General features: G+C 43.8%; 9 protein-coding genes. 3 read left to right on the top strand and 6 right to left on the bottom strand.

Annotated elements, in window-relative coordinates:
- Positions 1-64 precede the first annotated feature (64 nt).
- Entirely contained in the window at positions 65-2,089 is a 2,025-nt protein-coding gene (locus BM210_RS05545) for an alpha-amylase family protein (RefSeq protein ID WP_091165399.1), read from the top strand.
- A 118-nt stretch (positions 2,090-2,207) separates the two neighbouring features.
- Positions 2,208-4,211, top strand: a complete 2,004-nt coding sequence (locus tag BM210_RS05540) for an alpha-amylase family protein (protein ID WP_091165396.1) — start codon at positions 2,208-2,210, stop codon at positions 4,209-4,211.
- 145 nt (positions 4,212-4,356) lie between these two features.
- On the opposite strand, the gene BM210_RS05535 is transcribed toward BM210_RS05540, so the two are convergent.
- Genes BM210_RS05535 through BM210_RS05525 form a run of 3 tightly spaced genes read right to left on the bottom strand, consistent with a single transcriptional unit; the run spans position 4,357 to position 7,666 of the window.
- The gene (locus tag BM210_RS05535; protein WP_091165395.1) at positions 4,357-5,334 is read right to left on the bottom strand and encodes an NAD-dependent epimerase/dehydratase family protein; all 978 of its coding nucleotides are present in this window, start codon (positions 5,332-5,334) and stop codon (positions 4,357-4,359) included.
- A 53-nt stretch (positions 5,335-5,387) separates the two neighbouring features.
- Positions 5,388-6,686, bottom strand: a complete 1,299-nt coding sequence (locus BM210_RS05530) for a UDP-glucose dehydrogenase family protein (protein WP_091165393.1) — start codon at positions 6,684-6,686, stop codon at positions 5,388-5,390.
- A complete protein-coding gene (locus tag BM210_RS05525; protein WP_091165391.1) occupies positions 6,686-7,666 on the bottom strand; it encodes a sugar phosphate nucleotidyltransferase in 981 nt (326 codons plus the stop codon). Before BM210_RS05525 ends, BM210_RS05530 begins: the two co-directional genes overlap by 1 nt.
- A 196-nt stretch (positions 7,667-7,862) precedes the next feature.
- Here BM210_RS05525 and BM210_RS34655 point away from each other — a divergent pair, with 196 nt between their 5' ends.
- Complete coding sequence (locus BM210_RS34655; protein WP_177237639.1) at positions 7,863-8,552, top strand: hypothetical protein; 690 nt, start codon at positions 7,863-7,865, stop codon at positions 8,550-8,552.
- A 238-nt stretch (positions 8,553-8,790) separates the two neighbouring features.
- Here BM210_RS34655 and BM210_RS05515 read toward each other — a convergent pair whose 3' ends face one another.
- The 3 genes from BM210_RS05515 to BM210_RS05505 form a co-directional block, all read right to left on the bottom strand.
- A complete protein-coding gene (locus BM210_RS05515; RefSeq protein WP_091165389.1) occupies positions 8,791-9,933 on the bottom strand; it encodes a glycosyltransferase family 4 protein in 1,143 nt (380 codons plus the stop codon).
- Between the two features lie 98 nt (positions 9,934-10,031).
- Complete coding sequence (locus BM210_RS05510) at positions 10,032-12,029, bottom strand: CotS family spore coat protein (RefSeq protein ID WP_091165388.1); 1,998 nt, start codon at positions 12,027-12,029, stop codon at positions 10,032-10,034.
- A gap of 13 nt (positions 12,030-12,042) precedes the next feature.
- Positions 12,043-13,338 carry a glycosyltransferase gene (locus BM210_RS05505; RefSeq protein ID WP_177237638.1) on the bottom strand — a complete coding sequence of 432 codons (1,296 nt, stop codon included), beginning with the start codon at positions 13,336-13,338 and terminating at the stop codon, positions 12,043-12,045.
- Positions 13,339-13,478 lie beyond the last annotated feature (140 nt).

The raw sequence follows: 13,478 nt of genomic DNA, 5'->3' as shown, positions 1-13,478 counted from the left end.
AGGAAGCTCGGCTATTGCTTACGAAGTCAGTTTTGCTTAGCAAAACTTTTAGGAGGGTCCAATCATGCAGAAGCCTACAAAAGCGTGGTGGCAAAAGCCGCTTCGTGTCGTTCAAACAAATTTGCAGATCAAAGACACCTCACTCATCGAACCTGAACAATTCGCTGCCGACATGAAGCAGATGGGTGCCAATACCGTCGTCTTTAACGTGGCAGGAATTTATGCCTGGTATCCGACGAAGGTGCCTTTTCATACAATTAATGAGTACTTACCGCAAAACTTCGATTTATTAAAAGAAGTTATCCGTGCTTGTCATGAGCAGGATATCCGATTCATCGCGCGGTTTGATTTCAGCAAAACGGAAGATCAATTTTATTTGCAAAAGCCGCAGTGGTTCATTAGACAGCCATCAGGAGAGCCTGAGATCATAGGTGCAGGGCGACCGGGGAATTGGTCATTGTTGATGTCGACCTGCCTGAATGGAGGTTACCGCAATGAGGAGGTAGCCATTCCGGTGCTGGATGAGGTCATTAGTAATTATGATATTGACGGCATCTTTTTTAATGCCCCCCGTTTTGTACCCTGCTGGTGCGAAGCTTGCCAGAACAAATATTTCAATTTGTATCAAAAGCCGCTTCCAGCCGATAAAAGTCAATTCGATCCGAGCTGGGCACCGACCTGCTTCCGTAACAATGCGAATCATTGGTATAAATTTATCAAAAAGAAAAATCCTGAGCTTCCCATGATTTTATACCTGTATCCTGCCAATATGCTGGATCGTGAACAAACGTCAGATATGCATTGTACGGAGCCGCAGGATATTTTGTCGCTTGGACATCATCACATTCCTGAATTTTGGAAGCCTGCACTTAGTATGAAGCTGGGTAAATCCTTGCCTGATCGACCAATACCATGTGGGATTGTTCATTCCAGTCCGGGTATGGACTGGCGGCACACCGGACTTCCACCTGCGGAATATAGGTTTTGGCTGTCGCAAATTCCGGCGCAAGGTGGGAACATTTGGCATTCATTAACAGGAATTCCGCAGACGATCGAAGACAAACGGATTCTTGATGTAGTGAGCGATTTCAATCACAGCGTCCAGAAGGTAGAAAGCTATATGGAGGATGCAGTAGGCGTTGCACAGATCGCGATGATGTGGACTGGCGATGCATCGGCCGAGGGTTGGGCTGACGGATTGATTAACATGCAAATTCCGTTTGATGTCATTCTGAGCGTTTATGCAACCCCTGAGAAGCTGTCACCCTATAAGGGTCTAATTATACCTGAGGGAATGAAATATAATGACGAGTTTATTGCAACCCTGTATCAGTATGTGAACGCAGGCGGGCATGTTTTCATTGAAGGAGCGGTTCCGGACAATCCTCAGCTGCTTGCTTTACTCGGAATATCCCAGGATCGATATACGAGTGAATCGTTGACAGCTTCTTACCTGCGATTTGAGGGAGATGATAATCCTCTGCAAAAGGGTTTGGAGCACACCGGTTTGATCGCGCATCGTGGTAAGGTTATTTATGTAAAGCCTATTGGCAGCAATACGCAGGTGTTGGCTACCTTAGTTCCACCATTTTCACCGCTTGAGAGTGTAGGTGCACCCCCTGAAAGGGCGTCGCTTCCAGTAAGTCATACGGACCTGCCGCTTGCAGTTCAGAATCAGACGGGACAAGGGCATGTTTTGTATATACCTTTTTCACTCAGTCATCTGATTAATGAATTCAAGCTTGGTGAGCATTACCAACTATTGTCCAATGTTATTGATATGGCTCTTGGTGACGATAAGCTTGTTGAGATCAGCAATATTCAGGGTCTTCAGATGACCGTCTTTGAAAAAGGCAATTCGTGGCTTATTCATCTGGTTAATGGTGTCGGGAGAAGACCTCTGGCAACGAACATCCCGCTGCACGACATTGAAGTCAAGCTTAAAATGGACGATCGAGAAGTCAGAGCGGTTGGTCAGCTTATCTCTGGTCAGGAGCTCACACATACCATACAGGGAGGCAAGCTAGCTATCACCGTTCCACGGCTTGATATCTGGGAATGCTTGCTTATAGAGTTTGAACATAATTAGGATTAATGATTTTAAGGTATTTTGCCCCTATGAAGTTATAATCAACAGCAATCGTAGGGAGACCTCGTCCGGGCAGTGATATATATTTAACCAACTTGTATCAGAAGGAGGCAATTTCATGAGCTGGTGGCAAAAAAACAATTTGCGATTAATTCAAAATAACTTGCGTGAAACAGATGCCAATTTGGATGTGGATCGTCTGATTGAAGATTTAAAAGGATTATCTGCTAATGTGCTGATGATGAATGCGGGCGGCATCGTTGCCTTTTATCCTACAAAGCTCGAGTATCAATACAGAGCAGCTAACCAGCAGAAGGATCTATTAAAAGAAGCTGTAGATAAAGCGCATGCTAACGGAATGAAATTTATTGCCCGTTTTGATTTCAGTAAAGCACATGAATCGATTTTTGGTAAACGGCCTGAATGGTTTTACAGAACCCGCGAGGGTAAAGAGGTCAATTATCATGGGATCGTTCATACGTGCATCAACGGCTACTATCAAAGAGAATATTCACTACAAATGATTGATGAAGTAATCTCAAATTACGATGTGGACGGTATTTTCTTTAACATGTTTGGCTATCAGACCCGTGATTACAGCGGGACTCACTATGGGATTTGCTTTTGTGACAGCTGTAAAGCCAAATTTCGCGAATTCAGCGGTGTAGATTTACCTTTAACCGAAAGCCTCGATGATCTGGTGTACCGTCAGTATAAATTGTTTCAGGATGCGACGACTAAGGAAATGCTGGACCGTATCCACGAGTTGGTGAAAAGTAAAAACAAGGATATTGCGATCTCGACTTACAACGAGCATAAAGTGGATATCGTCCGCAAGGAATCGAATACGGATAACAAACGCCCGCATCCGGTATGGTTATATTCAGCCTCGGAAAATGTGCAGTCGCTTGAAGATTCATGGGACGACAAGCTGGTCAGTAATTGCTGCATCAATGCTATTGATCTGGTACATCGGTTTACCGGAGTATCCAAGCATGAGGTTAATATCCGTTTGAAGGAAGGATTGGCGAGCGGATCAGGCCTGGATTTTTGTATTATCGGGGTGTTCGAGGATTATCCAGACCGCGAAAATTTACCGACCGTTGCTGCCATCTATGAATATCACAAAAACAATGAGCAATACTACGGTAATTTTATCTCGATGTCCGATGTGGCCTTGATCAAGCCAGGCAAGCCCGTTCAGAAAAATATGAAGGAGTATTTGGGCCTCTACAAAATGCTGAAGGAAGAGCATGTGCTGTTTGATGTTCTGGATCAGAATATCCTCGCGACTAAGGTAGGCTCACTGAAAAGCTATAAAGTGATTATGATTCCGGATATTACGACCTTTTCGGAGGATGAGCTGCAGGCATTGGAAGCACTTTATCTACAAGGCACTCGTCTGTTCAGTACAGGTGGCTCCTTCACCGAAGAGAATGAGTCCTTTCTTCAACACAGATTTGATGTCAAGCTGGAAAGCCTGCATGTGCACAAGCAGGAGGCTGCGTATCTGCTGACCGACAATAAGCAGTTATTTTCAAGCTTTCCCGAACGCGATTGGATCTTCCTAACCGACAATTTTTACCGCGTCGAATTTGGACCGAATACGGACAAGCAGTTGCCTTATGTCATCCCATCCACATTTGGTCCGCCGGAACGCGCTTCTGGGCATCGGATCTCGGACCAGCATTGGGGAGCGGGCATCCATGCGAATGGAAACCTTAAGACGGTGTATATTCCATGGCAGGCCGGAGAGCTTTATTACAAACACGGTTATGCTGATCACAAAAACGCGGTTATGGATTTGCTCCATCATACTCTGGATCAACCGTTGACTTTATCGACAAATGCACAAGCGAATGTCGAGGTGTTTTTTCACAAGTTGTCTGATGGCACTTATATGCTGCATTTATTAAATCTTTCTGGATTTAACGGTGTGTCGTATGCGATGCCGCTCCCCGTCTATGACTTGAAGGTAACGCTGCACGGATTAGGAGCATGCAGGGAGGTTGTTCATCTGACTGACCCATCCAAGGCTCTATTTTTCAATACGGAACAAGAGATATCCATTGATATAACGGAATTGAATGATTTTGCTGCAATTTTGGTTCATACCCGTTAAGAAATAACAATAATTATTTTCACTGAAATTCTGCGCTAAGTATTCCGAACCTGTATCAGTCCCCAAATAACAACGATGAAGCCCCCCATTCCACAATTAATGTAGAATCAGGAGGCTTCGTTTTTTTTAATCAAAAATCTTATATTTATTCCGAGCTATTATTTATTAAAGGCTTCAACGTTGTCATCTCATAAATATCGAGCATTTCTTGTTCAAGTCCTTGGTACAAGCCTATCTTAGGCTCATAGCCCAGCAGGGACTGTGCCTTAGTGATATCTGCCCAAGTATGCCTTGGTTCCCCATACGTAGGACGGATAAACTGAATGTTAATTTTTTTGCCAACCAATTGTTCCAAGATCGAAATGCAATCCAGAACGGATGCACGTTCCTTACCGCCAATATTGATGGTTTCACCGATGACATTGTCCGCATAAGCAACCTGAGCAACAGCCCGTACACAATCTTTAACAAATGTGAAATCACGAGTTTGCTGTCCATCGCCGTAAATAGGTATTGGTTTGCTGTGCATAATGTGATCAATAAAACGGTGAAAAGCCATATCAGGCCTCTGTCTCGGTCCATACACAGTGAAGAAACGAAGGATCACGATAGGAACCTGATCGTTGTGAGCATACACATGACACAGCTGTTCCCCGGTAAGCTTGCTGACACCATAGGGAGACAAAGGGTCTGTTGGGAGCAGTTCGTTGACCTGACCGGTCTTTTCTCCATAAACAGAGGAGGTCGAAGCATAAATCAGTTTTTTGACTGGATATTGGCGGCAGCCCTCCAGCAAGCATTGCGTTGCCAATATATTATTCGTCACATAAGTCTCGAAATCGCGACCAAAGCTTGATCTTACACCAGGGATTGCTGCAAGATGATATACAATGTCGACCTTTGGGAGCAGACTTTCCCATGAAACTTCCAATAAATGCTGCTGTACAAAAGAAAAGCGTGGATGATGGAGCAACCCTCTAAGGTTGCGCTTCCTCATCCAGTCAGGAGTAGCCGATTGGACAAATGCATCCAGCCCGATTACCTGATTACTTTCATCTTGAAGGAGTTGTTCGCATAGGTGTGAACCAATAAATCCGGCAGCACCAGTGACTAATATCTGCATACATATCCTCCTTTTGCTGATTTATTTACGAAACATTATTTTATTTCTGTATCTCAACCCATACTCATGCCAATGCCCGAATAATGATAGCCCTGTGAAGTTAATTTCGCGCCGTCCAGCATATTTCGTCCATCAAACAGGTAAGGCTGCCTCAAGCGGCTCCTTAATTGTCCCCAGTCCATTGCTATATACTGCTTCCATTCCGAGCATAGGATGACAGCATCGCAATCTTGCATGGTTTCCTCCACGGATTCGAACTGCTGCAGCTGTTCGGACAACATATGGATCGGAAGCTTGGCTATCGGATCGTGGACTTTAACAACAGCAGAGTTTTCCAGCAATTTGGTAATGATGCCGATCGCTGGTGCTTCTCTGATATCATCGGTGTCCGGTTTAAAAGAAATGCCGAGGACCGCGATTGTTTTTCCGGTAAATGAGCCTAGAAGCTGCTCCCAAATGTCCATAAAATAAACAGCTTGCGTCTTATTGACCTGCACTACCTTTTCCAAAATCGTTAGGTCAACGTCATGCTCACGAGCGGCAAATCTTAGTGCATGGATATCTTTGGGAAAGCAGGAGCCTCCATATCCGATACCTGCTCTTAAAAAGTGTGGCCCAATCCGATGATCCATCCCTACACCGACTGCAACATCGGCAATATTCACGCCCATCTTCGTACACAATCTTGCCAATTCATTCATATATGAGATTTTCGTAGCCAAAAAGGCATTAGCAGCGTATTTGATCAGTTCAGCTGTTTTGGGCTTGGTAACCACAACAGGACTGCTTAATTTCTTATAAAGAGTTTGAATCAGCACTGTGGCTTGGTCATTTTCGCTGCCAATAATAATCCGATCAGGCTCAAGCGCATCCTGTAATGCACTGCCTTCTCTTAGAAATTCAGGATTAGAAATCACGTCAAAAGGAATCGCTGAAGTCTGGGCTTGGGTGATCCATTGGACTACTTGTTCGTTGGTACCTACAGGAACTGTGCTTTTGATAACAATCAGCTTGTATCCTTGCATGCGCATGCCAATACTTTCAGCTGCTTCCTTTATAAACTGCAGGTCGGCGCTGCCATCATTGCCGGAGGGGGTACCTACACACAGGAAGATGATTTCATTATCGTAGACAGCCGTGTCTGATTCTGAGGTAAATGTGATCCTGCGCGTAGCCAAATGTTTTCTTAGTAATTCATCCAAGCCTGGCTCATAAAAGGGGAGTGTGCCGTGACTCAGCATTCGGATCTTTGACTCATTCGGATCCAACCCCGTTACATACCAACCAAGCTCAGCAAGCAGCAAAGCTGTAGTCACGCCGACATAGCCCATCCCCATAATCAGAATATTCATCAGTTGTTCCCCCTGGCTGTCTGCATGTACATCAATTGAGGACCGAGAATGGCGTTACTTATGATAGTTCCTGTATCAAATAGCTCAAGCCCTTCCAGTATAATGCTGTTCTCCATGTGGCAGCCGTCCAGCTTTACTTGCGGGCCAATGGTTACATAAGGACCGATGATGCAGTTCCTTAATGTGGAGCTGGGATCAATGAGTACAGGAGGGATGATAATGGACTCGCCGAAGTGTTTTTTCGCATTCAGTAATCCGTCAGCGTCCATCTGGTCCAACATCCAGTGATTTGCTTCAAGCCATCGTTCCATCGTTCCCACATCCGAATAGTTTTGTTCGGTCTTGTGGAAGACTGCCGAATAGCCGTGATCAATCATCCACGAAATCGCATCTGTAATTTCATATTCACCTCTCGAAGAGGGGCGTATTGCATGCATAGCCTTAAATATGTCAGGTTTAAAAGCATATGCACCCAGCACGGCGAGGTTAGACTTAGGTGTCAAGGGCTTTTCCTCAAGGCCTATGATTCGATTCCCTATGATCTCCGCAATACCAAAATCGTGAGGATTCGCAACATTTCTCAGCATAATCGCCACTTCATGGTGCTCATAAAGAATAGCTTGACATAAAGGCTCTAGTGACTCGCTAATCAGGTTATCTCCTAATAACAAGACGAAGGGTTCATCTAAAATGAAAGATTCGGCCTGCAGTACAGCATTTGAAATTCCCAAGGGTTGACACTGATGAATATAGGTGATTTCCAAATTCCACCGTTCACCTGTGCCAATCTCTTTCATAAAAATCGCCAAGTGCTCAGGACGTATCACAATTCCAATCTCACGTATTTGTAATTTAACCAACTGTTCAATGCAATAATAGAGAATAGGCTTGTTGGCTAAGGGGAGTAACACTTTTGGCGTTGTTTCTGAAAAGGGGTAGAGCCTGGTGCCTTTACCTGCACATAGAATTAATCCCTTCATAAGGTAAGCTCCTTACTAATATGAATTTATTATTAATTTATGAATAATGCGTTCTATTTGTTAGGGCGTTTAGAAGTTCATAGAAAAATATGCGCTATGATCAGTAAAGGCAATATGATCAACTGAAATCCGCCTTTTTACTCTATCTACTGCCTATACAATATGATTAGAGAATCATAGAATACAGAGAAACCTGATGAATTTCAAAATAGAAACGAAGGGAATGATTGTGGTGTCACTGGCAGATCAAGTGAAGCTAATGTTAGAAAACCATCCTGAGGTTGTAGAAATGAAGGTGGAATATTTGAAAGGTGAGAAATATGATTATTCTCTGGTAGAGGGAGAAGATGACGATGCTCCGCCCTTATCGAGAGAAGCAGCCATAAGCAATATATTGAGCGGTGTAGATTGGAGTCAAGTGGAGAAAATTGAAGTGGAATTTGAAAACGGTTATAACGTTGAGATGGATATAGAAACTGGAAAACTGGAAGCCGTCGAAGAAGACAAAGACGAAGACGATGATGAACACGAAGATGAAGATAAAGATGAAAATGAAGATGAAGACGAAAATAAAGACGAAGATGAAAATGAAGACGAAGATGAAGACGAAGATGAAGATGAAAATGAAGACGAAGATGAAGACGAAGACGAAAATGAAGACGAAAATGAAGACGAAGACGAAGACGATGATGAAAATGAAGACGAAGATGAAGATGAAGATGAAGATGAAGATGAAGATGAAGATGAAGATGAAGATGAAGACGAAGATGAAGATGAAGATGAAGACAAAGACGAAGACGAAGATGAAGATGAAGATGAAGATGAAGACGATGACGATGACGATGATGATGATGAACACGAAAATGAAGACGACAGCGACGACTAAGAAGTTGGGACAACGGCGATGTCTTTTAAATTCTTACGGTGTTGAACATGAATGGTCTAGCAGTAGCAATCAACCCGGACTGTGCCGGGTTGATTGCTCGTTTATGGGGAGTGCCGCTATCAAGACTATGTAAGTGTAGTGTTGAGCATAAAGGACGGATTGAGCGGAAGTGTCAGCCCTAAAGCTGAACCTCCTGTCATTAGGAGGTTCAGTTTAGGAACTAAGTCTTAATGAACTGTTATTTGCCTTCCCAGACGGACAAAATGTCATTAGCAACTCGTTGCCAAGTGAAATGCTGCTCGACCATACGTCGACCATTCAGGCCCATTTGACGAGAACCCTGGGGATCAGATAACAGCTGATTAAGATGATGCGCATATTCAAGCGGGTCCTCTGGATTCGTTATTAGGATACCATTATTGTTTCTCACAATTTCCGGATTGCCACCCCGATTGGTCGTGAGAAAGGGGAGACCAGCAGCCATGGCTTCGTAGTGGACCCTTGCCAGTGGCTCCTGCCAGATGGAAGTGCATACAAACAAATCACTCGCGCAGAACCAACGATGAACATCGTGAGCTTGAACGTATCCGGTTGTGATTACTGGTATCGGTGAACGCTCGGCAAGTGCGCGGACATAAGCTATATAATCACTCATCGTATTATCGCTATACCAAGCACCACCCACAATCACAAGCACAGCATCTGAATGCTGGAGATGAGACATAGCACGGACCAGAACGTGTGGACCTTTGTTACGGGATAATCTGCCCACAAAGAGGATCACCTTTTTGGATGTAATGTTGTGCTCCGTTCTAATACTTTCTCTAGCTTGTAGTGAATATTGGGATTCGGTCCAAGGGGCAAACTTGCTTAAATCAACCCCGGAATAGATCGTTTTCAGTTTTGGTTCCACTTGAGGGAAATAATCGTAAATTGCGCTGCCAATATAATTGCTAATAGTAATAATCCGTTCAGCCAGCTCAATGGCTTTGCTGCCCTCGGCTTTGCTGATTTTAATAGGATTAAACATATCGTTATGCATACTTAGTATAATTCTAGCGTCAGGTGCAAGATCATGAACCGGAGCAATGAGCTTCGGACGATTGAAGATATGAATGATATCATAATGCTCCTGATTCTGTGAGAGGAAGTGTCTCACCTCTTGTAAATAAACGTCCAACACTCCATCTGAATTTACACGGACATAGCGGATTCCTTCACTCACTTCTTCGTTAGGCAAATCTGGGTCCGTTCTTCCGAGGATTGTGATCCTGTGATGCTTGCTTAATAGCGAAGCGACTCCACAGATATAAGTTTGAATGGCACCGCCTCTAATGTTGGGAACAGGCAGCTTTTCAGTACAAATCATTAAAATATTCATTAGTCTATCCCTCCTTAGAGTTTTCGAAGAAAACTAGCTGCGTAAGCATTCACTTAGAGTTTTCGAAGAAAACTAGCTGCGTAAGCTTTCATTTAAGATCAGGCTATCTTTTGCGACTTTGATTTTTGTTTTTTCTTAAGCGCAATTTTCTTTTTAGCTATGGGTTGTTGTAAAGCTTTCTTCACCGTTGTTTTCTTTAGCTTTTTAACGATCCTCAGTTTGGGAACGGGGCGTGGCTTTACTAGGTTTTTGCGGATTTTCCGTTTTCTCTTAACAACTACTTTTTTGATTTTTTTCGTAGATCGGGAAGGTTTAGGAATTTGAATGACAATAGGTCCTTGTTCATTAATAGGAGGCTGTACAGCTATGCTGCTGTCAGTTTGTGTGTTCGTATTTGCAGCTTGCGTCTGAACTCCAACCGCAGATGGGGAATAAAGGATAGGCGCTCCTGCTGGCTCATATAAAAGTGGTGCATGTGTGAATGGATTAAAGGAATCAGAATGTTCAAGGATAGCTGTAGTATTTGGGTCCGATATATAGGTCGGATCGAAAATTTGAGCATACTGCTGTTCATCAAAATCAGAATCAAAAACAGGAATGTCATCGAGCTGCTGTGCAGTGAAATCAGCATCGAAAACAGGAATGTCATCAAGCTGCTGTGCAGTGAAATCTGCATCGAAAACAGGAATGTCATCAAGCTGATGTGCGGTGAAATCAGCATCGAAAACAGGAATGTCATCAAGCTGCTGTGCAGAGAAACCAGCATCGAAAACAGGAATGTCATCAAGCTGATGTTCAATGAAATCAGCATCGGAAACGGGGATAGCATCTTGCTCCTGTTCCTGCTGCGGAAGCGTGATTTCGAAAGCAGCCCAATTCTGTTGCGGTATATCAATGCCCATAGGAAGTTTAATGCCTTGTTGAATAGGATCCTTACGCACAATTTCCCATGTGGATTCAAATTCCTCCGTTGAGTACTGTGCAGGCATGTAATTTGCTTTGTCCTGCTCAAGTTCGGTTAAGGCCTGCCATTTACTGGTTTCTGTTGCCAATACCCGCGACAGAATAGGCTCAAGCTCATACTGCAAAAATAAATTCGGGTCAAATACGATCTCTTTGATATGCTTGTAAAATTCGTTAGGAAACGCCATATCGATCCATAAGAGTTCAAACATATCTTGATCAATTGGATTAGCCTGGTGGTAAGCGCCAATCATTCCACGAATCCAGTTCAAATCCCAGTTACCCATATCATCCATGGTACTTGTTATCAATTTACGTAAATCACGGAAGGGCAGATCGTAAGCGACTCCATCCAGGTCAATAACCCATATCCCACCTGGTCCCATCTGACCGTTGGACCAGCCGTAGTCCTGATGAGCAAATCCCCAGTACTTCTCGCCTTTGGTTATCATTTTGAAATAAGGCGATGCTTGGAAACGAGCGAATATGTCATGAGCCTGTTTTTTAAACTCATCGATAACTGATAGCAAACGTTCACTTGATGGGATTCCACGATAGACGGTAGCGATGTCCTCAAACCATCCGATCTTGGCTATGATTTTCTCGTAATTGTTGGACCATCCGTATAAGCGTGAAGATTTGGCCGCACCAAATGGAGGCACGTATCCTTGGGAATGCTTATGAAACTCTCCAAGACCGTAGCAAAGCGTGACTGCACCTTCCAGATCGATTTTCGAGACCTGCTGCAGAGGTTCAATCCATTCGGTCACGATCCATAGCTTGCCTCCGGCTTCAACATATAGTGTGTTTTCTTTATTAGGAATCAAGGCAGGTACCTTGGCACCTTGCTCAACCGTAAATTGCTGGGCTCCGATACTGAACAGACTTCTTTTGGGATCTCTGTGCAAGACCTTAAGACTCCGTGGGCCGTGATCCGTATTAATTTTCCAAATGGCACCGCCTTTATCCGGTTTGGATGTAATCAGCAGCATGTCAAATACAAGCATTTCGTATTGTTCCATCACCTGTTGCGCAATCTTTACGAGTTGAGGAGGAACGTATTGCTCCAGAACAGTACCAGGAGGCAGTGTATTCGTAAGATGGTCCCAGGGACCGATTTGATAGTTCTCCAATTCCATCACTCCTTCATATAAAGTTAATGTTCCGGGCAGACTTCGACTGGATAGCTTGATCGTATAAGCTCAGCTGTTTTTCGGTCGTTTGTGAAATATGAAAGTGATCCATCACGAACCTTCGTCCAGCATTTACAGTATCCAACCTTTGCTGTTGATTCAGACTCAGCATACTCTTTAACTGGTTAGCGAGCACGGTTCCTGATAGTATTTGCGGACAATCATGATCGCCAAACCAAGAGTCCCAAGCTTTCTCGTAAAGCTCCGGCTTCACCAATCCCAATACTCCAAGTGTACCTACCGCTAATAAGGGCCGTTCACAAGCCATAGCTTCTAAGGCTATTCGTCCCGTACCGATAATATAATCGCTGATGCAGTAGTAAGCGCACATATCGGTAACTTCACCAACGTAATGAATAAAGGGATGATCTGTCAGCTTACGATGGTTGTTGACCAGTTTGATAATGCTCTCTTGCTTGCTGCCTCCACCAGTAATGATCAGATGCACATTCGGATCATTCGTGTATCTTAGTGCTGAGGTAATATGAATCATGTACTCGCAAATATCCGCTTTTTCCCAAGACAGACGGCCTGCATACAAGATTACGGTCGCATACTGGGGTATAGCAAGTTTATGACGCAGATGTCTCCGATAAAAGGTGGAATATGGCTGATATTCCATGACATCGATCCCATTGGGGATCAGGGTGGAATCTAGTCCTTTCGATGCCAGTAAACGTTGTATGGATGGACTCACACAAGTAACGGTCGTGGATTTATGCAGCAATTGGAGGAATTCCGGGTCATAGTAGGTGCCGTGAACTGTGAACACAAAAGGGACGTTCATCCAATCCGCAGCGGTGATAGCAATACTTCCCGAAGGAATTTGATGACCATGCACCAGATCAATTCGTTCCGCAGCTATGATGGACTGTAAGAATTTTATATACAGTTCCCTATTTTGCGAATCAGGCTCATAGGTGTCTAGAACAAAGTCTAATTCATAATAAGAACAGCCCAGTCCGAGAAAGTGCCCTAGCAGTTTTCCTTTTTTACCGACTAAGACAACAGTAGCTCCTTTTTTCAGAAGCTCACGGGTTAAGGAAAGTGTGTAGGTTTCTGTTCCACCTATATTGAATTGATCAATGACCATCAAGATACGTAGAGGAATAGCGCGGCTTGGAGAAAGAGTGGTTGGGCTCAATGGACCTGCAGGAACATTACGTATTTGAACAGAGCTTTCCGCAGAATTATGGGTTGGGACGGACCGTATTTTATTCTTATACAATCCTAGCTTGTTAGATTGCATGCTTTCACCTCCTAAACAAGTTAGCTTGCATCTATTTCTAAGCATATGTCATCTATCGATTCGTTGATATGTACATTCGTGGATTTTGCTCAAAAACGCGTGATACGGAGCATTGTCCTAAGTTTTATTAACGAAAGCTG

Origin of the sequence: Paenibacillus sp. 1_12, assembly GCF_900114475.1 — a bacterium.
GTDB lineage: Bacteria > Bacillota > Bacilli > Paenibacillales > NBRC-103111 > Paenibacillus_S.
The sequence above is the reverse complement of the archived record's forward strand: the minus strand, read 5'-3'. Positions and strand labels throughout refer to the sequence as shown.